The 19,742-nt window shown below is 65.7% G+C and carries 18 protein-coding genes; 12 read left to right on the plus strand and 6 right to left on the minus strand.

Going from position 1 to position 19,742, the window contains the following annotated elements; genetic code table 11:
• Positions 1–57 precede the first annotated feature (57 nt).
• The 3 genes from PMN64_RS20565 (at position 58) to PMN64_RS20575 (ending at position 3,233) form a co-directional block, all read left to right on the plus strand.
• Positions 58–669, plus strand: a complete 612-nt coding sequence (locus PMN64_RS20565; RefSeq protein WP_411781934.1) for a shikimate kinase — start codon at positions 58–60, stop codon at positions 667–669.
• The gene (gene aroB, locus PMN64_RS20570) at positions 666–1,808 is read left to right on the plus strand and encodes a 3-dehydroquinate synthase (RefSeq protein WP_411781935.1); all 1,143 of its coding nucleotides are present in this window, start codon (positions 666–668) and stop codon (positions 1,806–1,808) included. Before PMN64_RS20565 ends, aroB begins: the two co-directional genes overlap by 4 nt.
• 117 nt (positions 1,809–1,925) lie before the next feature.
• Positions 1,926–3,233, plus strand: coding sequence for an HlyC/CorC family transporter (locus tag PMN64_RS20575; RefSeq protein WP_028343265.1), 1,308 nt, complete (start codon positions 1,926–1,928; stop codon positions 3,231–3,233).
• Between the two features lie 170 nt (positions 3,234–3,403).
• Here PMN64_RS20575 and PMN64_RS20580 read toward each other — a convergent pair whose 3' ends face one another.
• Both PMN64_RS20580 and PMN64_RS20585 read right to left on the minus strand, forming a co-directional pair.
• Positions 3,404–3,853 carry a hypothetical protein gene (locus PMN64_RS20580; protein ID WP_028343266.1) on the minus strand — a complete coding sequence of 150 codons (450 nt, stop codon included), beginning with the start codon at positions 3,851–3,853 and terminating at the stop codon, positions 3,404–3,406.
• A 118-nt stretch (positions 3,854–3,971) separates the two neighbouring features.
• The gene (locus PMN64_RS20585) at positions 3,972–4,247 is read right to left on the minus strand and encodes a BolA family protein (RefSeq protein ID WP_028338206.1); all 276 of its coding nucleotides are present in this window, start codon (positions 4,245–4,247) and stop codon (positions 3,972–3,974) included.
• A 109-nt stretch (positions 4,248–4,356) separates the two neighbouring features.
• Here PMN64_RS20585 and PMN64_RS20590 point away from each other — a divergent pair, with 109 nt between their 5' ends.
• Positions 4,357–4,995 carry a J domain-containing protein gene (locus tag PMN64_RS20590; protein ID WP_304497709.1) on the plus strand — a complete coding sequence of 213 codons (639 nt, stop codon included), beginning with the start codon at positions 4,357–4,359 and terminating at the stop codon, positions 4,993–4,995.
• Positions 4,996–5,327: 332 nt separating this feature from the next.
• On the opposite strand, the gene PMN64_RS20595 is transcribed toward PMN64_RS20590, so the two are convergent.
• Positions 5,328–6,422 (minus strand): citrate synthase/methylcitrate synthase, encoded by a 1,095-nt coding sequence (locus PMN64_RS20595; RefSeq protein WP_411781936.1) that lies wholly within the window; start codon positions 6,420–6,422, stop codon positions 5,328–5,330.
• Between the two features lie 76 nt (positions 6,423–6,498).
• Here PMN64_RS20595 and PMN64_RS20600 point away from each other — a divergent pair, with 76 nt between their 5' ends.
• On the plus strand, positions 6,499–7,722 hold the full coding sequence (locus PMN64_RS20600) for a citrate/2-methylcitrate synthase (RefSeq protein WP_411781937.1): 1,224 nt from the start codon (positions 6,499–6,501) through the stop codon (positions 7,720–7,722).
• On the opposite strand, the gene PMN64_RS20605 is transcribed toward PMN64_RS20600, so the two are convergent.
• Positions 7,723–8,385 carry a DedA family protein gene (locus tag PMN64_RS20605; RefSeq protein WP_411781938.1) on the minus strand — a complete coding sequence of 221 codons (663 nt, stop codon included), beginning with the start codon at positions 8,383–8,385 and terminating at the stop codon, positions 7,723–7,725. It abuts the gene before it with no gap.
• 292 nt (positions 8,386–8,677) lie between these two features.
• Between PMN64_RS20605 and cobS the strand changes: the two genes are divergently transcribed.
• The 5 genes from cobS to PMN64_RS20630 all read left to right on the plus strand — a co-directional run bounded on the left by cobS (position 8,678) and on the right by PMN64_RS20630 (position 14,326).
• Positions 8,678–9,676 carry a cobaltochelatase subunit CobS gene (cobS, locus tag PMN64_RS20610; protein ID WP_411781940.1) on the plus strand — a complete coding sequence of 333 codons (999 nt, stop codon included), beginning with the start codon at positions 8,678–8,680 and terminating at the stop codon, positions 9,674–9,676.
• Positions 9,677–9,679: 3 nt separating this feature from the next.
• Positions 9,680–10,090: a GNAT family N-acetyltransferase gene (locus tag PMN64_RS20615; RefSeq protein ID WP_076824818.1), complete on the plus strand. Its 411-nt coding sequence runs from the start codon at positions 9,680–9,682 to the stop codon at positions 10,088–10,090.
• Positions 10,087–11,985, plus strand: coding sequence for a cobaltochelatase subunit CobT (cobT, locus tag PMN64_RS20620; RefSeq protein ID WP_028343273.1), 1,899 nt, complete (start codon positions 10,087–10,089; stop codon positions 11,983–11,985). The genes PMN64_RS20615 and cobT overlap by 4 nt, the downstream gene beginning before the upstream one ends.
• A 3-nt stretch (positions 11,986–11,988) precedes the next feature.
• A complete protein-coding gene (locus tag PMN64_RS20625) occupies positions 11,989–13,077 on the plus strand; it encodes an esterase-like activity of phytase family protein (RefSeq protein ID WP_411781941.1) in 1,089 nt (362 codons plus the stop codon).
• A gap of 136 nt (positions 13,078–13,213) precedes the next feature.
• Positions 13,214–14,326 carry an NADH:flavin oxidoreductase/NADH oxidase gene (locus PMN64_RS20630; RefSeq protein ID WP_411781942.1) on the plus strand — a complete coding sequence of 371 codons (1,113 nt, stop codon included), beginning with the start codon at positions 13,214–13,216 and terminating at the stop codon, positions 14,324–14,326.
• 99 nt (positions 14,327–14,425) lie between these two features.
• Here PMN64_RS20630 and PMN64_RS20635 read toward each other — a convergent pair whose 3' ends face one another.
• Entirely contained in the window at positions 14,426–15,952 is a 1,527-nt protein-coding gene (locus tag PMN64_RS20635) for an FAD-dependent monooxygenase (protein WP_411781943.1), read from the minus strand.
• 55 nt (positions 15,953–16,007) lie between these two features.
• Between PMN64_RS20635 and PMN64_RS20640 the strand changes: the two genes are divergently transcribed.
• Positions 16,008–16,646 carry a TetR/AcrR family transcriptional regulator gene (locus tag PMN64_RS20640; RefSeq protein ID WP_411781944.1) on the plus strand — a complete coding sequence of 213 codons (639 nt, stop codon included), beginning with the start codon at positions 16,008–16,010 and terminating at the stop codon, positions 16,644–16,646.
• Between the two features lie 105 nt (positions 16,647–16,751).
• Positions 16,752–17,852 (plus strand): LLM class flavin-dependent oxidoreductase, encoded by a 1,101-nt coding sequence (locus PMN64_RS20645; RefSeq protein WP_411781945.1) that lies wholly within the window; start codon positions 16,752–16,754, stop codon positions 17,850–17,852.
• Positions 17,853–17,919: 67 nt separating this feature from the next.
• Here PMN64_RS20645 and PMN64_RS20650 read toward each other — a convergent pair whose 3' ends face one another.
• Positions 17,920–19,602, minus strand: a complete 1,683-nt coding sequence (locus PMN64_RS20650) for a phospholipase D-like domain-containing protein (RefSeq protein ID WP_411781946.1) — start codon at positions 19,600–19,602, stop codon at positions 17,920–17,922.
• Between the last annotated feature and the right edge of the window lie 140 nt (positions 19,603–19,742).

Consider the following 19,742-nt stretch of genomic DNA (forward strand, 5'->3'; position numbering starts at 1 on the left):
TTTCAAGGCAGAAGACGGCATACGCGATGATATCCTAAGTCTCGTGGGCTCGGAGATGTGTATAAGAGACAGACCCTGGAGGCCGACATCGCGGCCGTGCTGGGGACGCGGTCGATCGTGCTGGTCGGCATGATGGGGGCCGGCAAGTCGACCATCGGCCGCCGGGTGGCGGCGCGACTCAAGCTGCCGTTCGCCGATGCCGACACCGAGATCGAGGCGGCGGCGCGGATGACGATCCCGGAGATCTTCGAGACCCACGGCGAGCCCTATTTCCGCGACGGCGAGGCGCGGGTGATCGCCCGCATCCTCGATAACGGCCCGATCGTGCTGGCGACCGGCGGCGGCGCCTTCATGCGCGAGGAGACCCGCAACCGGATCCGCGACCGCGCGATCTCGATCTGGCTCAAGGCCGACAGTGATATCATCATGCGCCGGGTGCGCCGCCGCGCCGATCGTCCGCTGTTGCACACCCCCGACCCCGAGGCGACCGTCAACCGATTGCTCAGCGAGCGCGAGCCGGTCTACCGGAATGCCGATCTGACGATTGCCTCGCGCGACGTGCCGCACGACCGCATCGTCGACGAATGCCTCGAGGCCCTGCATGCGCATCTGTGCGGTGCGCGTCCGGCCAACGAGCCACCACCTGACGGATTGAACGCGACCTCATGACTGCGCCCTTGAAACATTCTGCCTCCGTCACCGTCGACGTCGCGCTCGGCGACCGCGCCTATGACATCGTCATCGGCCGCGGCGTGCTGCAGTCGCTCGGCGAGCGTGTCGCGGCGCTGCGGCCCGGCGTGCGTACCGCCATCGTCACTGACCGCACCGTTGCCAAGCACTGGCTGGAGCCGACCGAGGCGTCGCTCGCAGCGGCAGGCGTGCCGACGTCGAGGATCGTGGTCGAGGAGGGTGAGGGCTCGAAGAGCTATGCCACGCTGACCGAGGTCAGCGAAGCGCTGATCGCGGCGAAGATCGAGCGCAATGACCTCGTGATCGCGCTCGGCGGCGGCGTGGTCGGCGATCTCGCCGGCTTCGCGGCCGCGATCCTGCGCCGCGGCGTCGATTTCGTGCAGGTGCCGACCTCGCTGCTGGCGCAGGTCGATTCTTCCGTCGGCGGCAAGACCGGCATCAACTCGCCGCAGGGCAAGAACCTGATCGGGGCATTCCACCAGCCGGTGCTGGTCATCGCCGACACCTCGGTGCTCGACACGCTGTCGCCGCGCCAGTTCCGCGCCGGCTACGCCGAGGTCGCGAAATACGGCATCCTCGGTGACGAGGCCTTCTTCGCCTGGCTCGAGAAGAATCACACCGACATCTTCTCTGGCGGCGCCGGGCGCGAGCACGCGATCGCGACTTCGTGCCGCGCCAAGGCGGGCGTCGTCTCGCGCGACGAGCGCGAGACCGGCGAGCGGGCGCTGCTCAATCTCGGCCACACCTTCGGCCATGCGCTGGAGGCCGCGACCGGCTTTTCGGATCGCCTGTTCCACGGCGAGGGCGTCTCGGTCGGCATGGTGCTGGCGGCGGAATTCTCGGCGCAGCTCGGCATGATCTCGTCCGATGATGCGGGGCGCATCGCGCATCATCTGTCCGCGGTCGGATTGCCGACGCGCCTGCAGGATATCGCAGGCTTCGCGCAGGAAGGTCTTGCCGACGCCGACGCTCTGTTGGCGCTGATGGCGCAGGACAAGAAGGTCAAGCGCGGCAAACTCACCTTCATCCTGCTGGAGGCCGTCGGTCGCGCCGTGATCGCCAACAATGTCGAGCCGCAGCCGGTGCGCGACTTCCTGCAAGCCAAGCTGAAAGCCTAGAGCGGGATGACTCTTCCTCGGATCGTCATCCCACTCTATCTCTTTGATTTGAGCATGATCTTTTCGGAAAACCGCTACACACGTTTCCGGATCATGCTCTAACCACGGATCAATTCAGTGGGATGGTTCACCTTCTCGATCGTGCTGCTCTGTCTCTTCATCTCGGCGTTTTTCGCGGCGAGTGAGACGGCGCTGACCGGCGCCTCGCGCGCCAGCATGCTGCGGCTGTCGAAGCAGGGCAACACCGATGCCGGTGTGGTGTCGAAGCTGTTCAACATGCGCGAGCGCATGATCGGCGCGCTGCTGCTCGGCAACAACATCGCCAATATCGGCGCCTCGGCGCTGGCGACCGGCGTGTTCACCGCCTGGTTCGGCGACGTCGGCGTGCTCTATGCCACCGCGGTCATGACCGTGATGGTGGTGGTGTTCGCCGAGGTGCTGCCCAAGACCATCGCGATCAACGCGCCCGACCGCATCTCGCTTTTGGTCGCGCGGCCGATGCGGCTGACGATCTTCGTGCTGGGGCCGCTGCTCACTATCATCGAGACCATCGTGCTGGCGCTGATGAAGCTGCTCGGCATCAAGGTCGGGGCGCATCAGGCGGTGCTGTCGCCGACCGAACGTCTGCGCGGTGCGGTCGATCTGTTGCATCACGAGGGCAAGGTCGAGAAGCAGGACCGCGACATGCTCGGCGGGTTGCTGGATCTCAGCGAGCTGCAGGTCTCCGACGTCATGGTCCATCGTACCGAGATGACCATGGTCAACGCCGACCTGCCGCCCGAGGAGCTGGTGCGCGAGGTGCTGGCGAGCGAATACACCCGCATCCCGCTGTGGCGCGAGAAGCCGGAGAACATCGTCGGCGTGCTCCACGCCAAGGACCTGCTGCGCGCGATGCGCGCCAACGACGGCGACATGTCCGCGATCGATGCCACCGCGATCGCGCTGCCGCCCTGGTTCGTGCCGGAGATGCGTCCGGTCTCCGAACAGCTGAAGGCGTTCCGCCGCCGCAAGACCCACTTCGCCCTCGTGGTCGACGAGTATGGCGAGGTCGAAGGCATGGTGACGCTGGAGGACATCCTGGAGGAGATCGTCGGCGACATCTCCGACGAGCATGACGTCGTCGTCGCCGGCGTGCGGGCCCAGCCGGACGGCTCGGTCGTGGTCGACGGCTCGGTGCCGATCCGCGATCTCAACCGTGCGATGGACTGGCGCCTGCCGGACGAGGAGGCGACCACGGTCGCCGGGCTCGTGATCCATGAGGCGCGCTCGATCCCGGAGCGCGGCCAGAGCTTCACCTTCCACGGCTTCCGCTTCCGCGTGCTCCGCCGCGAGCGCAACCGCATCACCGCGCTGCGCATCGTCGCCGTCCCGCGCGAGACCGAGCTGGAGGAGAAGAAGCCGAAGCGGGCGGGGACGGCGTTCTAGTTCGAGCTGGCTAGTCTCCTAGCACCGTCACCCTGAGGAGCGCGTAGCGCGTCTCGAAGGGTCGACAGCCCGGCTGGTGGCCGTGCATCCTTCGAGACGCGCTGCGCGCTCCTCCAGTGACAAAGGCGCAGCCTTTGCGCGGGGATGACGGGTCTGATGGATGTGCCTCGCTACTCGATATCGATCGAGATGCCCGACAGCTTCCACGCGCCGTCGGAGGGGATGAAGCCGAGCTGATACTTCACCTGCTTGGGCGCGGTGTCGAAATGCCCCTTCAGCCGCAGCACGCCCTTGTCGTCGATCTTGGCGTCCTCATCGAGCACGATCGGCTTGGCCACCACGGCGTCGAACACCGCATGCTTGTCGACCAGATCCTTGAAGATGGTCTTGAGCTTGTCCGGCGGAAACTGGTCGCGGAACGGCTTTGAGATCTTGGCGTGGAACACGGTGAAATTGTTCGCGGCCACCGCATCGTTGAGCGACACCAGGATGCTCTTGACCAGCACCTCCTGGACGAACGGGCTCGGCATGTCCAGCGCCGAGGCCGGACGCATCGCGCAGATCAGGAGCAGGCCGGCGGCGGTGACGATCGACCGGAAACGTGGCCAGCAAGGGATCATCAATGGCCCCATATCATGCGTGGCGGTGCAATCCGTAGTTTCACCTGCTCACCTATGGAGCAGGTCCATCCTGTTCTCATAAAGGAAAACCACTGCTTCGTCTTGAGGCAAGCGCGCACTAGCGCGGCTTTTCCCCGGGGCCGTGGGCGTGGATCGCCAGCGCATGCACCGAGCCGGCGAGTTCCTGCGCCAGCGTCGCATTTATCATGCGATGGCGTTCGATCCGGCTCTTCCCTTCGAAGGCCGGAGACACAATATATACCCGAAAGTGCGTCTCCCCGCCTGGCCTGTGGCCGGCGTGGCCCTCATGCAGATGTGACTCGTCGACGACGTCGAGGCTTTCCGGCAAGAAAGCTTCACGCAACTTGTTTATGATAGCGTCTTTGGTGCTCATGGCGGCGGAGTTAGGTTCGCGACAGCTTTTCGTCAATGGTGCAAGCGGGAAACGAGGTCTGCGCAATGTCAAGACTTGAAGATTTGTGCATTGCGTAGTCAAAGAGAACATGCCGATCGATTCATCAAAATTCTTCGACTCCATTCGCATCAAGCCGACCAAGGTGAGTGCGAAGCGCCAGGCGCAGGCCGGCGAGCAGGCTGTGACCTGCGAGTGGGCGGGTTGCCAGAACAAGGGCGCGCATCGCGCCCCGAAGGGCCGCGAGAATTCGCGCGAGTATTGGCACTTCTGTCTCGATCACGTCCGCGAATACAACCAGTCCTACAATTTCTTCCAGGGGATGAATCCTGACGACGTCGCGCGCTACCAGAAGGACGCGCTGACCGGCCACCGTCCGACCTGGAAGATGGGCGCCAACAACGGCAAGAAGGGCGACAGCGGTCTCGATGCCGCCGCCGATCCGTTCCACGTGTTCTCCGAGCTCAACGGCCGCGGCCGCTGGCGCCCCGGACCGGGCGGCGCGGAGCCCAAGCCCGAGACCCGCAAAATCATGAACGCCGAGCGCAAGGCGCTGCAGGTGATGGGGTTAGGGGCCGAGGCGACGCTCGAAGACGTCAAGTCGAAGTACAAGGCGCTGGTCAAGCAGCACCATCCCGACGCCAATGGCGGCGACCGCTCGACCGAGGATCGCCTGATCGAGATCATCAAGGCGTACAATTACCTGAAGACCGTGGTGCGCGAGGCCTGAGCTCTCTCGTCCTCGTCGCCCCTGCCTAGTGCGCAGTTGCCCACGGGAGCAGGGGCCCATAACCACCGGCCGTTATCGTTCGCACAAGATGTCTGCCCGATTGCCCCATCGATGGGCCGCGGCGTATGGGTCCCTGCGTTCGCAGGGACGACAGAGGAGCGTGGCTCCGCCGTCGTCCAACGATGCAGTTTTGTAGCCCGGATGAAGCGCAGCGCAATCCGGGGCACATCTATCCGCGGTGGGACCGCTCCCGGATTTTCGCGGAGCCTGTCATCGGGCGCGCGTTCGCGCGACCCGTTGACTCCATCCGGGCTACGGGTCGGCGTTAGCTCTCACCCCTTCGGCATCGCCCCGACATAGGACGAGCTCGGCCGGATCAGCCTTCCAGTGCGCCGCTGCTCCAGGGCGTGCGCGGTCCAGCCGGCGGCACGGGCCACCGCGAAGATCGGCGTGAACGCCTGCCGCGGGATTTCCAGCCCATCGAGCAGGATCGCGGTGAAGAACTCGACATTGGTCTCGAGCGGCCGCTCCGGATTCTTCTTCCGCAGCGCCTCGCGGATATAGGCCTCGACCTCGGCGGCAAATGGCAGGTCGGCACCACTGGCCTCGAGGCGCTCGATCGCGACCTTCAGCACGTCGGCGCGCGGGTCGCGCACGCGATAGACCCGGTGACCAAACCCCATCAGCCGTTCGCCGTGCGCCAGCGCGCCGTCAACCCAGGGCTTGATGCGCTCGCGCGTCCCGATCGCGTCCAGCATCTCCAGCACCGGCTCCGGCGCGCCGCCATGCAGCGGGCCGGTCAGCGCGCAATAGCCACCGGTGATCGCCGCGAACAGATCGGCCTGCGTCGAGGCGATCACCCGCGTGGTGAAGGTCGACGCATTCATGCCGTGATCGCAAACGGTGACGAGATAGGCGTCGAGCGCGGCGACCTCGCGCGGCTCGACCTTGCGGCCCAGCAGCATGCGCAACGTGTCCGCGGCGTGGCCGGCATTCGGGTCCGGCGCGATCGGGTCATGTCCCCTGGCGTGCTGGACCAGGGCGCCCGCGATCACCGGGAAGGCGCCGACGATGGTCGCCTCGTGCTCCAACCCGTTCTCGCCGCGGAGGCCTGCGATCGCGGCCCTGAAGCCGTCGACGATGGACATGCCGCGCGTTGCCGGCAGCAGGTCCGGCAGCCGGGCGAAGGCGCGTTCGCGGGCGGCGCCGAGGCTGGCGCGGACATTGGCTTCGCTCAGCGCCTTACCGGTGGCGCCGTTCCACAGCCGCGCCGTGACGCCCTCGAAGCTCGACTTGTCCGCGAGGTCGGCGACGTGCTCGCCGGCGATAATCAACTCGCCGCGCTCGCCGTCGACGTGGCTCAACACGGTCTCGGCGGCGGGAACGCCATCCAGACCGATCTGGCTCTTGGTGAGATGCATATTCATGGCCTGATCTCCTTGCTTCACCCCTTCAAGGTCAGGCCTCTCGACGAGTTGATCAATCTTGATTATATAAATCAATATGAAAAAATCCGCCGAGCTTTACCTCTCCGCCCGGGAGGCCGCGGCCGAGCTCGCGATCTCGCCGGCGACCCTCTACGCCTATGTCAGCCGCGGGCTGATCCGCTCCGAGCCGTCGCCGGATTCGCGCAGCCACCGCTACCGCGCCGAGGACATCAGGGGGTTGAAGGAGCGCCGCGTGCCGTCGCCGGAGCCGCGCGGCTTCCGTAATTTCGACGCCGACCTGCCGGTGATGGATTCGGCGATCGCGACCATTACCGAGCAGGGCCCGATCTATCGCGGCGTCAACTGCGTCGAGCTCGCCGAGCGCGACACGCTGGAGCACACCGCGACGCTGCTGTGGGACGTCACCGGCGTCGATCCGTTCGCGCCGGACAATTGTCCGCAGGTCTCGGACGAAATGCGCGCCATCGCTGAGGCCGCGCGCCGCGCCCAGCCGATCGACCGGACGGTGGCCGTGCTGGCGCTGGCGGCAAGTGCCGATCCCGGCGCCTTCACCCGCGCGCCGGACGGCCGCGCGATGGTCGGCGGCCGCATCTTGCGGCTGCTGGTCGCGACCATGCTGAACGCTGCGCCATCGAACGAGCCGCTGCACGAGCAGGTGGCGCGGGTCTGGACGCCTGACAACAAGCACGCGCCCGATCTGATCCGCCGCGCGCTGGTGCTGCTCGCCGATCATGAATTGAACGCGTCGACCTTCACCGCGCGTTGCGCGGCATCGACCGGGCTCAATCTGTACGACGCCGTGATCGCGGGTCTCGTCGCGTTGAAGGGCCCGATGCATGGCGGTGCCGGCGTGCTCGCCTCGCGCCTCGTCAAGACGATGCTCGACAATGACGTTGCGCCGGTGGTTCGCGAGCGCGTTGCGCTTGGCGAGCGGTTCGCCGGCTTCGGGCACGGCGTCTACAAGAAGGGCGATCCGCGGGCGATCTCGCTGCTCGAGGCGCTGACGCGGGCCGGCGCGCCGCGCAAATTCACCAGGGAAGTACCGGAGCGGATCGCGGAGGCGACCGGCGAATTCGTCAACATCGACTACGCGCTGGCGGTGCTGGTGCATGCGCTGCGGATGCCGGCGGGCAGCGAGCTCGCGCTGTTTGCGATGGCCCGCAGCGTCGGCTGGATCGCGCATGCCAGCGAGCAGCTTCAGCTCGGCAAGTTGATCAGGCCGCGTGCCCGCTATGTCGGCCCGGCACCCGGGCGTGGCGGGACCACCAACAGCATCTAGCTATTTCGCCGGCTTGGCCGGTTCGATCAGGCTGCCGCCGTGGCGGCGGCGGATGGTCCAGACGGCCAGCGCCAGGATGACGGCGGCGCCCGCGACCGCAAACATCCAGAGATGTTTCCCGGCATGTTCATGGTGCGGCAGGCCGGCATAGTCGTGCAGCGCGGTCACGGCGAGTACGCCGGGCAGCACATGCGCCGGCGCCCAGAGCAGGATCGCGGGAATGTTGACCGCGTAGAAGCGCGCCGGCGGCATGTCGAGCGCGCCGGCCGTGATCGGCACGAAGGCGCGGATCGGCGGCACGAAGCGGGCGAAGAACACCGCGAGCACGCCCCAGCGATTGAAGAACGCCTCGCTCTGCGCAACCACGCGCGGGTAGTTGGAGAGCGGCCAGGCCGACAGGATCTCGCGCTGGCTGCGGTGGCCGATCAGATAGGCGGTGCCGTCGCCGAGCATCGCGCCGGCGGCCGCCGCGGCGAGCACCGGGAGCAGCTTCAGTTCCCCGCCCGGCACCAGCGCGCTCAACGCCAGGATGATGGTCGAACCCGGCACCAGGGAGCCGATCACCGGAACCGCTTCCAGCAGGGCGGCCAGAAACAGTGTCAGATAGGCAAGCCAGGAATGGGCCGAAACGAACGCGATGAACGGGTCAAGGAATGAAGTCACAAAATTCCCATGCAGCGGTGATATCGGCTTGAGAGCTAACAACTCCCTGCCGGGGTGAAAAGTGCCTCGGAAAGCCAGGGCGCCCACGCGCTGCGGCAAAAGTACGGCGTGATTCGCAGGGCAGCCTTTCAAAAACCGGCGTCCGGACCTATCTTCATGATAGGACAACGGAACTTTGATTGGCCCACGGGCTTCTGCCGGCCGTTGCTCTCTGCTAGGCTTGTGCCTAGCACCCCATCCGCAGCCAAACGATCAATCTGGTTTCGGGAATGCCCGTGACCTCGGAGGATGAATGACGACCGCCGTCCAGACCAAAACACAAGAACCCGTCGGCTTGCCCGACATGAAGGTGTCGGTCCGGCAGGTCTTCGGGATCGATAGCGATCTGGAAGTTCCCGCCTATTCGGAAGTCGATCCGCATGTGCCGGAAACCGATCCGGACTATCGCTTCGATCGCGCGACCACGCTCGCGATCCTCGCTGGCTTTGCCAAGAATCGTCGCGTGATGGTCACCGGCTATCACGGCACCGGCAAGTCGACCCACATCGAGCAGGTTGCGGCCCGCCTCAACTGGCCCTGCGTGCGCGTCAACCTCGACAGCCACATCAGCCGTATCGATCTCGTCGGCAAGGACGCCATCGTGGTCAAGGACGGCAAGCAGGTCACCGAATTCCGCGATGGCATCCTGCCCTGGGCGCTGCAGCACAATATCGCGCTCGTGTTCGACGAATACGACGCCGGCCGCCCGGACGTGATGTTCGTGATTCAGCGCGTGCTGGAAGTCTCCGGTCGCCTGACGCTGCTCGACCAGAACAAGGTGATCAAGCCGCATCCGGCGTTCCGCCTGTTCTCGACCGCCAATACGGTCGGCCTCGGCGACACCTCGGGCCTCTATCACGGCACCCAGCAGATCAACCAGGGCCAGATGGACCGCTGGTCGATCGTTACCACGCTGAACTACCTCGCCCATGACGAGGAAGTGGAGATCGTGCTGGCCAAGGCGCGCCACTACCGCACGCAGGAGGGCCGCGACATCGTCAACAAGATGGTGCGGCTGGCGGACCTCACCCGCAACGCCTTCGCCAACGGCGACCTGTCGACGGTGATGAGCCCGCGTACGGTGATCACCTGGGCCGAGAACTCGGACATCTTCAACGACATCGGCTTTGCGTTCCGCGTCACCTTCCTCAACAAGTGTGACGAATTGGAGCGGCCGCTGGTCGCCGAGTTCTACCAGCGCTGTTTCAACGTCGAGCTGCCGGAATCCTCGGTCAACGTGGCGCTCAGCTAGTCCATGCCGAAAATCTCCGTCGAGCGCACAGTCACCCAGACGAAGAAAGCGGTGCTCGGCGGATTGCTCCACTACAACAACGAGAAGATGGGGAAGCAGAAGTACAAGCGCTTCGCCATCTCGCTGCGGCAAGGCGACAAGATTGTCGGCGGCATCGTCGGCGAGGTTTGGACCGCGGTGTTGTTCATCCAGTTGTTCTGGATGGAGCAGAAGTTTCGCAACAAGGGCTTTGGCGCGAAGCTGATCAAGGCGATCGAGGACGAGGCGCGGCGCTTCGGAGCGACGCGATCTTATCTGGATACGATGAGCTTCCAGGCGCCGGGCTTCTACCGCGCCAACGGATATAAAGAGTTCGGTTCGATTGAGGGGTATCCCGGCGGCGTAACGCGCCATTGGTTTACGAAATCGCTATGACAACCTCCAACATCAAATTCCGTCCCGGATCCAAGGAAGCGCCGACCGAGCCGTTCAAGCGCTCGGTGTCGGCGTGCCTGAAGGCGATCGCCAAGAAGCCGGAGCTCGAGGTCTCCTTCGCCGCCGAGCGCCCCGGGCTCGCGCCCGGCAAGGCGCGGCTGCCGGAGCCGGCGCGCAAGATGACCAAGCGTGATGCGGCGATCGTGCGCGGCCACGCCGATTCGATCGCGCTCAAGATCGCCTGTCACGATCCCAAGGTGCATCGCAAGCTGATGCCGGGCAATCCGCAGGCGCGCGGCGTGTTCGAGGCGGTCGAGCAGGCGCGCGTCGAGGCGATCGGCTCGCGGCGAATGGCGGGCGTTGCGAAGAACCTCACCGCGATGCTCGACGATCATTTCCACCGCGGCAAGTATGACGAGATCACCGACCGCGCCGATGCGCCGCTGTCGGATGCGCTGGCGATGCTGGTGCGCGAACGTCTCACCGGCATGGCGCCGCCCGCCGCCGCCAAGAAGATGGTCGATCTCTGGCGCCCGACGCTGGAGGACAAGATCGGCTCGCGGCTCGACAAGCTCAGCCGTTTCACCGAGGACCAGGCGAGGTTCGGCGACCTCGTCCACGATCTGCTGTCGGCGCTCGATCTCGGCGACGACCGCAACATGGATTCCGACGATGACGACGACCAGGACGAGAACCAGGACGGCGAGAGCGATCAGTCCGGCGCCGAGGGCTCGCCCGACTCCGATGCCGCGCAGGAGATGAGCGCCGACCAGGCGCAGACGTCCGCGGAAGAGATGAGCGAAAGCGCGATGGAGAGCGCGCAGGCCTCCACGTCGGACACATTCGACGACGGCGAGCTCGGCGACGACGAGACGCCGGGCGAGGCGACACGGCCGAATGCGCGCGGCCAGAACGAGCCGCGCGGTCCGGAATATCACGCCTTCGCGCCGAAGTTCGATGAGGTGATCGCCGCCGAGGATCTCTGCGATCATGACGAGCTCGAGCGGCTGCGCTCCTATCTCGACAAGCAGCTCGCGCATCTGCAGGGCATCGTGGCGCGGCTCGCCAACCGCCTGCAGCGCCGCCTGATGGCACAGCAGAATCGCGCCTGGGATTTTGACCTCGAGGAGGGCATCCTCGATCCGGCGCGGCTGTCGCGCGTCGTCACCGATCCCTATCACCCGCTGTCCTTCATGCATGAGAAGGAGGCCACCTTCCGCGACACCGTGGTGACGCTGCTGCTGGATAACTCCGGCTCGATGCGCGGCCGCCCGATCACGGTCGCCGCCACCTGCGCCGACATCCTGGCGCGGACGCTGGAGCGGTGCGGCGTCAAGGTCGAGATCCTCGGCTTCACCACGCGCGCCTGGAAGGGCGGGCAGTCGCGCGAGGCGTGGCTCGCGGCCGGCAAGCCGGCCAATCCGGGCCGCCTCAACGATCTCAGGCACATCATCTACAAGTCGGCCGATGCACCCTGGCGTCGCGCGCGCAAAAATCTCGGGCTGATGATGCGCGAGGGCCTGCTCAAGGAGAACATCGACGGCGAGGCGCTCGACTGGGCGCACAAGCGCCTGCTCGCGCGTCCCGAGCAGCGCCGAATCCTGATGATGATCTCCGACGGTGCGCCGGTCGACGACTCCACGCTGTCGGTCAATCCCGGCAACTATCTCGAGCGGCATCTGCGTCACATCATCGACGAGATCGAAACCCGCTCGCCGGTCGAGCTGATCGCGATCGGCATCGGTCACGACGTGACGCGCTACTATCGCCGCGCCGTGACCATCGTGGACGCCGAAGAGCTCGGCGGTGCCATCACCGAAAAGCTCGCCGAGCTGTTCAGCGAGACTCACGGCTCGGCGCCCGCGCCGGGCATCCGGCGCCGCCTCCACTCGTGAGACATGCGCTCACCCCCTAGCCGCCGCCGTTTCCTCCAGGGTATGGCGGCGGGGCTGTCGGCCGCCACATTGCCGCGTCTTGCGCAGGCGCAGAGCGCGACCCAGCCGCCGGCAACGCCGAGGCCGGCTGCGAGGCCGAGCCCCTACCGGGTCAACGAACCGGTTTCGATCGACGTCAACGCACGGCCGCTGCCGTCGTTCGACACCCGCGATCGCGCGCGCACGCGGTTCGGCGCGCTGGAGTATCGCAGCGGGCTGATCCTGACCTCGTCGTTCTCCGGCTTCGGCGGCCTCTCCGCGCTACGGCTCGATCCCAAGGGTGAACGCTTCATCGCGGTCAGCGATCAGGGCAGCTGGTTCACCGGCCGCATCGTTTATCGTGGCCGGGAGATGGTCGGGCTCGACGACGTCGAGGCGGCGCCGCTGCTCGGCGCCGACGGCAGGCCGATCACCGTGACCCGCGGCTGGTATGATTCGGAATCGCTCGCGCTCGACGGCTCGTTCGCCTATGTCGGGCTCGAGCGGGTCAACCAGGTGCTGCGCTTCGATTTCGCCAAGGGCTTTACCCGCGCGCGCGGCGAGGTGGTGCCGCTGCCGGCGGCGGCCCGCAAACTTCCGAACAACAAGGGGCTGGAGGGCCTCGTCTTCGTGCCCAAGGCCACGGGCCAGCTGCTCGCCGGCACGCTGATCGCGTTCTCGGAACGCGGGCTCGATGCGAACGGCAACCTGATCGCCTTCCTGGTCGGCGGCAAGACGCCGGGCCAGTTCAGCATCCGCCGCAGCGAGAATTTCGACATCAGTGACGCGGTCCTGCTGCCGTCGGGCGGCCTGTTGATTCTGGAGCGGAAATTCTCCTGGTTCGGCGGCGTCGGCATCCGCATCCGCCGTCTCGCGCTGTCCGATATCGCGCCCGGCGCCCTGGTCGATGGCCCCGCGATCTTCAGTGCCGATCTCGGCAACGAGATCGACAATATGGAAGGCATCGACGCCCATGTCACGGAGGAGGGCGAGACCGTGCTGACCATGGTCTCCGACGACAATTTCTCCCTGATCCAGCGCAATCTGCTGCTGCAGTTCACGCTGGTGGACTGAGGCGCCGGCCCGGAGGGACGCGGTCCGGACATTGCTGATCTGCGCCGCGGCCTGCGCGGCCTTCCGGACGGTTGGTGATCGGCCGTGGTGCCTCTATCTTAACCGGGCCCTCTCCCCGATCCCGGATATCCGCCGCATGAGCACCCTGTTTTCCCCGATCGAACTGCGCGACCTGAAACTCTCCAATCGCATCATGGTCTCGCCGATGTGCCAGTATTCGGCCATCGACGGCTCCGCCAACGACTGGCACTTCACCCACATCAACATGCTGGCCCTGTCGGGCGCGGCGATGTTCTGCATCGAAGCCACCCATGTCGAGGATATCGGCCGGATCACGCCGGGCTGCCTCGGTCTTTACAACGATGCCAACGAGGCGGCGCTGAAGCCGATCCTGGCCTCGGTGCGCAAGCATTCGAAAGCGGCCGTCGCCATGCAACTCGCCCATGCCGGCCGCAAGGCGTCGAGCCAGCGTCCCTGGGAGGGCGGGCAGTTGATCCCGATTGCCGAAGGCGGCTGGCAGACGGTCGGACCATCCGATGTCCCGCACAAGGAAGGCGAGGCTGCGCCGGCGGCGCTCGACGATGCCGGCCTGAAGCGCATCCGCGAGGCCTTTGTCGCGTCGGCAAAGCGCGCCGACCGGCTCGGCATCGATGCGCTCGAGCTGCACGGCGCGCACGGCTATCTGCTGCACCAGTTCCTGTCGCCGATCGCCAACAAGCGGACCGACCGCTATGGCGGCTCGCTCGAAAACCGCATGCGCTTCCCGCTGGAAGTGTTCGACGCCGTGCGCGCCGTATTCCCGGATCACAAGCCGATCGGCATGCGGGTGTCGGCGACCGATTGGGTCGAGGGCGCCTGGGACCTTGCGCAGACCATCGAGTTTGCCAAGGAGCTGAAGAAGCGCGGCGTTGACTGGATGGATGTCTCGTCCGGCGGCGTCTCACCGTTGCAGAAGATCCCGCTCGGGCCGGGATACCAGGTGCCGGCGGCGCTGGCGGTCAAGGAGGCGACCGGCGTCACCACGATGGCGGTCGGCCTGATCACGGAAGCGAAGCAGGCGGAGGAGATCGTCTCGTCCGGCAAGGCCGATATGATCGCGCTCGCCCGCGGCATGCTCTACGACCCGCGCTGGGGCTGGCACGCCGCCGCCGAGCTCGGCGGCGAGGTGAGCGCGCCGCCGCAATACTGGCGCTCGCAGCCCTCGACGCAGAAGGCGCTGTTCGGCAAGACCACGTTCGGGACGCGGTAAGTTCACCCACTGTCATTCCGGGGCGGTCCGCAGGACCGAACCCGGAATCTCGAGATTCCGGGTTCGATGCTGCGCATCGCCCCGGAATGACGATGCAATTCATCCTGTTTGGGCACCGAACCAGCGCGTCAGCGCGGCGTCGAGGCCCGCCAAGTCTTCGTCGTCGGCCGCCCAGGCGATACAGGCATCCGGACGGATCAGCAGCGAAGGGCCGCCGCGTCTTGACACGTTACGTCTTGGCACGCATCGCACGAAGATGTCCCAGCGCGCCGCGATCGCTGACGCAGCTCCATCAGTCGCATCGACCAGCACGGCCCTGCCGTCCTCCATCTGATCGAACAGGGTTGTCTCCGCGCCGCCGTCGCCGAGAGCAAAATTGCCGGAGAGCCGGCCGACCGATGGATGGTCGCTGCCGAGATCGTAACGGATCCTGACGCCGCTGATCATTTCGCCGAAGTAGCGGGTGCCCTCGTCGAGGCTCATCAGGTCCGCGACGATCTCGCGCAACGCGTCCGTCATGACATCAGGCCGCATCAAGGCGACCTGGGCGCGGGTGTTGGCGAGCACTTTTGCCGCGATCGGATGCCGTTCTTCCGTGTAGCTGTCGAGCAGGCTTTCGGGCATGCGATCGCAGACAACAGCCGCAAGCTTCCAGCCGAGATTGACCGCATCGAGCAGGCCGAGATTGAGGCCTTGTCCGCCGAATGGCGAGTGCACATGCGCCGCGTCGCCCGCCAAAAGGACGCGGCCCCTGCGATAGCTGTCGGCCTGCCGCGCATTGTCGGTGAAGCGCGTCGCGGTCTTGACGGCGGTGACGCGAACGTCGGCCCCGCTGATCCGGCGCAGGGTGGTCTCGATCTCCTCGCGCGTGACTGGCGCGCTGCGATCGGCCGGCGGACCATCGAACTCGGCCAGGAACACCCGGCCAGGAATCGGTCCATATGCCATCATGCCGACCGGCGTTCGCCGCCAGCCGACCGGCAGCAGGCGATCCGGATGATCGAGGTCGACGATGGCCTGGTGTCCGGTGAGGGTCGGTTCGGTGCCGGGGAATGCGAAGTCCGCGCGCTTGCGAACGGCGCTGCGTCCGCCGTCGCAGCCGACCAGATAGGCAGCCTGCAGCTCGACATCGCCGGACGCGTCCCTTGTCCGCGCCACGATGCTATCGCCATGATCCTCGAAATCGATCAGTTCGCAGCCGCGCCTGATTGTGATGCCGAGCGCGCGGGCGCGCTCGGCAAGCATGCTTTCCAGGGCTTGTTGGTTCACCCCGCGCAACCGCCGGTCCGGCTCGCGCTGACGCGTCTGGTCGATCAGGAAAATGCCCGAGAAGTGACCGCCGAATTTCTTGAACGGCAGTTCGCTCGCATCGCCCGCGCCCTTCATGAGCCTGGACATGCTGTCCGCCATGCTGCGTTCGACCGCATTCATCGCGTCGCCGAGGCCGCGGCGCTCCAGCGCCTCGCCTGCCAGCGCGCCGATCGCGCCGGCCTTGATGGTCTGGTCGGGCTCGGCCAGCCGCTCGATCACGATCACGTCGGCGCCGCCCAGGGTCAGTTCGATCGCCAGCAGCAGTCCGGTCGGCCCGGCACCGACCACAACCACGTCGGTTCGTTCACGCGTCACGCCGTCACCATAAAATTATACTCAGTATAATATTTAGTATGGTACAAATTCCCGCATGTCAAATCAGGGCGGATTGCGGGAGCGGAAAAAGGAGGCGACGCGCCAGGCGATCTCGGATGTCGCAACCGGGCTGTTCCTGGAACGCGGCTTCGACAATGTTTCGGTGGCCGAAGTCGCCGAGGCGGCCGAGGTCTCGCGGATGACGGTGTTCAATTACTTTCCGCGTAAGGAAGACCTGTTCTTCGACCGTGAAGAGGAAAGCCGGCAGATGCTGCGGGCCGCCTTTGCCGAGCGTCCGGCCGGCGAGGCGCCGATCGCGACCCTCCGCAAGCTGGTGCACAGCCTGGCGGATCGCGTGCATCCGTTCGCGAAATTCACCGATGCGACGGCGAAATTCTGGCGCACCGTCGCCGAGAGCCCGGCGCTCTCGGCGCGGGCGCGCGAGATGCGTGACGAGTTGATCGATGATCTCGCGAGCGTGCTGGCGGCAGCCGTCAAGCGCCCGCTCGCCGATGCCGATGCCCGGCTCGCCGCGTCGATGGTGGTCACGGCGCTGACCGTCGCCTATGCGGAAGGGCTTCGCGAGCACAAGGCCCGCAGGTCGGCTGCATCGTCACGCGAGACCTTCCTGCGGATCATGGAGCGAAGCTTTTCCGGTATCGCGATCATGCTGAAGGATACGCCCTACGCATGAATCCCGGCCGAGCCGGATGCGACAAGGCCATTGTTCTGCCGCAGCCGGGGCAGGTACTCTCGAAGCGCGTGCGGAAGACACGCATCGAACAAAGAGAGGAAACCCATGGAACTCGGATACTTCGCGATGCCGTCGCATCCGCCGGAGTGCGGATTGAAGGAGGGCCACGACTGGGACCTGCAGACGCTGCGATGGCTCGACGAGCTCGGCTATCAGGAAGCCTGGATCGGCGAGCACCACACCGCGCCCTGGGAGCCGCATCCGTCGCCCGATCTCCTGATCGCGCAAGCGCTGCTGCAGACCAGGAACACCCGTATCGGGCCCGGCGGCTTCCTGCTGCCATATCATCACCCGGCAGAGCTCGCCAACCGCGTCGCGATGCTCGATCACCTCTCGAACGGGCGGCTCAACTTCGGCGTCGCGGCCTCCGGCCTGCCGAGCGACTGGGCGATGTTCAATGTCGACGGCATGTCAGGACAGAACCGCGACATGACCCGCGAGGCGCTCGAGATCATCCTGAAGATGTGGACCGAGCCGGCTCCCTGGACCCACAAGGGCAAGTTCTGGACCGTGACCAAGCCGGACACCATGTTCGATTTCCTCAAGCCGCACATCAAGCCTCAGCAAGCGCCGCATCCGCCGATCGGCGTCGCGGGGCTCTCCAAGAATTCGGACACGCTGAAGCTCGCCGGCGAGCGCGGCTTCATTCCGATGAGCCTCAACCTCAACCCTGCCTATGTCGGCAGCCACTGGGACTCGGTCGAGGCCGGCGCGGCCAAGACCGGTCGCACGCCGAGCCGCAAGGATTGGCGAATGGTGCGCGAGGTATTCGTCGCGGACACCGATGAAGAAGCATGGAAGCTGTCGACCGGCGACATGATGGGCCGGATGATGGGCGAGTACTTCCTGCCGCTGCTCGGCCACTTTGGTTTCAAGGATTACCTGAAGGCCTCGCCCGACGTGCCGGACAGCGACGTCACGGTCGAATATTGCGCGCGCAACAACTGGATCGTCGGCTCGCCCGCGACCGTCACCGAGAAGATTGAGAAGATCTACCAGGAGGTCGGCGGCTTCGGCGTGCTCCTGGTGTTCGGCTTCGACTACAAGCACAAGCCGGAAGCCTGGCACAATTCGCTGCGGCTCCTGAAGCAGGAGGTGCTGCCACGGCTGAAGCATCTCGACGCCTCGGTCGGCCGCGCGGCGTAGGACCTGGGACGATGAGGAGCACGGGGCAGCGGTAACGCTGCCCCGTAGTCATGACGGATCGCCGGCGTCAGGTGGTGCCGAGCCAGAACCGCGTTTCGGTTTCCGCCCAGCCCTTGCCGATGCGGTTGCTCAGCCAGGTGTCGCTGCGCTTCAGTCCCTTGTCCTTCTGGCCCTCCGGCGTGTTGCGCCAGGCCTGCCAGCGATACTGCCCGTAGATGCTGATGATGCGCGCCGCATAGGTCAGCGCCAGCTGCGAATCGCCCCTGATGATGACGAGGTTGTCGTCGTTCTTGGTGCTGGCGCGGTCAGAGAAATTGTGCGAGCCGGTCATGACCACCGGGTTCTTGCCGGCCGGATCCAGCACGATCACCTTGCTGTGCACGGCGATCATGAATTTGCCGGTGTTCTTGATCTCGTGCTCCCACCAGTCCGCGGTCTTGTCGATGCCGGCGGGCCGGATCACGTCGGCGATCTGCTTGCCCTTAAAGACCTGTTGCTGTCCGTCGCCGGCCAGGAGCTGCAGCTGGTCCTTCGGACTGTCCTTGCCCTGCGCCGGGAAATTGTTGAGCACCCCGCGCACATAGAGCTTCTTGTCCTGCGCCTTCTCCAGGATCGGGCCGAGCAGGCCCTTGTTGCCGGGATTGAGCATCAGGCACACCGCGCCATGCTCGGTGTCCTCGATCATCTTGGTGGCTTCCTTGAGGTCGCCGCTCTTGGTGGTCGGCGTGAACCAGACGCTGAGCTTCGACTTGCCGATGGTGAAAGGCCATTCGTGATCGCCGGCCACGGCCAGCGCCTTCGGCGACTTGCTGCCGTCGGCGTAGATCGCTTTCCAATGGTCATGATAGGCCGCCGCGACCTTGTCGTCGGTGATCTCGAGCCCGTTGTTGTTCTGGGTGCACAGTCCGGTCCGGGTCCAGTTGGTGCTGCCGGTCCAGACCACCTTCGGCTTCTGCGCACCGTCGCAAAACACCGCGAACTTGTTGTGGGCGTAGCGGCTCGGCGCAATCTTGCGGCGGACGATGTCGACGCCGGCCTTCTTCAGCACGGTGGCGTTCTTCTCGGTGTCCTTGGCGGTGGCGTCGGACTTGCCGGTGCTGTTCCCAAGCACGACGTGCGCCTTGCCCTTCATCGCGGTCAGCGCGGCGATCAGCTCAGGGTCGTTGAGCTCGTAGAGCGCGAGATAGACGTCGCGCTTGCCCTTCCTGGCATCGGCCAACAGCGCCAGCAGGCGGGCGCCGAGCTGGCCCTTGAGGAAGTCGCGGATCTTGTTGCCCTTGGTCGAGATCGCCTTCTCCAGGGTTTGCGCCGGCTTCTTGTCCTTGCCGATCGCGCGCGACAGCCATTGCGCCGAGATCGTGCCGCGGTTGAACCACGGCTTCAGCGGGCCCGACGGCATGGCGGAGACGTAGTCGGTCCATTGCGCCGGCGCGCTGTAGGCGGGCTTCACCTTGGTGGCGCCGTCCTTGAGAACCGGAACGACGCCATAGCGGACCGGCGCGTCGATTGGCGCCAGGAAATCGGTCCAGTTCGTCTTCTGCACCGGCCATTCGGTGCTCGGCCGATGTTCGCCCGGCTTGTGGCCTTGCGCCTGGTCCTCGAACCCGACCCAGGTGTCGACCACGGTTGCACTTTTGCCCTGCTGCTGACGATACAGCGCAAAGCCGAGACAGTCCGGGATCATTGCCGCGACCTCCCAGACCACGAAGATGCCGTCGGTGGTCGGGAACGCCTGAATTGTGGAAATCATGGTGATGCTCCAAATCCCTGATGAGAAATATCCGGTCGATATGAATGTGATGCGTCCTTGGCGCGTCCGCGCGTCAACCTCGCCCGGCGATCCTTGCGTCGGATCATTCCGGGCGTCGGGCCGCTGATCTAGCAAGGAGA

This window comes from Bradyrhizobium sp. UFLA01-814 (assembly GCF_046718885.1).
GTDB lineage: Bacteria > Pseudomonadota > Alphaproteobacteria > Rhizobiales > Xanthobacteraceae > Bradyrhizobium > Bradyrhizobium elkanii.

What these genes read in the sequence shown, in the direction of transcription:
- aroB (WP_411781935.1), top strand. Translation starts at nt 666, where the DNA reads ATGACTGCGCCCTTGAAACATTCTGCCTCCGTCACCGTCGACGTCGCG.
- PMN64_RS20580 (WP_028343266.1), bottom strand. Translation starts at nt 3,853, where the DNA reads ATGATCCCTTGCTGGCCACGTTTCCGGTCGATCGTCACCGCCGCCGGC.
- PMN64_RS20585 (WP_028338206.1), bottom strand. Translation starts at nt 4,247, where the DNA reads ATGAGCACCAAAGACGCTATCATAAACAAGTTGCGTGAAGCTTTCTTG.
- PMN64_RS20590 (WP_304497709.1), top strand. Translation starts at nt 4,357, where the DNA reads ATGCCGATCGATTCATCAAAATTCTTCGACTCCATTCGCATCAAGCCG.
- PMN64_RS20595 (WP_411781936.1), bottom strand. Translation starts at nt 6,422, where the DNA reads ATGAATATGCATCTCACCAAGAGCCAGATCGGTCTGGATGGCGTTCCC.
- PMN64_RS20600 (WP_411781937.1), top strand. Translation starts at nt 6,499, where the DNA reads ATGAAAAAATCCGCCGAGCTTTACCTCTCCGCCCGGGAGGCCGCGGCC.
- cobS (WP_411781940.1), top strand. Translation starts at nt 8,678, where the DNA reads ATGACGACCGCCGTCCAGACCAAAACACAAGAACCCGTCGGCTTGCCC.
- PMN64_RS20615 (WP_076824818.1), top strand. Translation starts at nt 9,680, where the DNA reads ATGCCGAAAATCTCCGTCGAGCGCACAGTCACCCAGACGAAGAAAGCG.
- cobT (WP_028343273.1), top strand. Translation starts at nt 10,087, where the DNA reads ATGACAACCTCCAACATCAAATTCCGTCCCGGATCCAAGGAAGCGCCG.
- PMN64_RS20625 (WP_411781941.1), top strand. Translation starts at nt 11,989, where the DNA reads ATGCGCTCACCCCCTAGCCGCCGCCGTTTCCTCCAGGGTATGGCGGCG.
- PMN64_RS20630 (WP_411781942.1), top strand. Translation starts at nt 13,214, where the DNA reads ATGAGCACCCTGTTTTCCCCGATCGAACTGCGCGACCTGAAACTCTCC.
- PMN64_RS20640 (WP_411781944.1), top strand. Translation starts at nt 16,008, where the DNA reads ATGTCAAATCAGGGCGGATTGCGGGAGCGGAAAAAGGAGGCGACGCGC.
- PMN64_RS20645 (WP_411781945.1), top strand. Translation starts at nt 16,752, where the DNA reads ATGGAACTCGGATACTTCGCGATGCCGTCGCATCCGCCGGAGTGCGGA.
- PMN64_RS20650 (WP_411781946.1), bottom strand. Translation starts at nt 19,602, where the DNA reads ATGATTTCCACAATTCAGGCGTTCCCGACCACCGACGGCATCTTCGTG.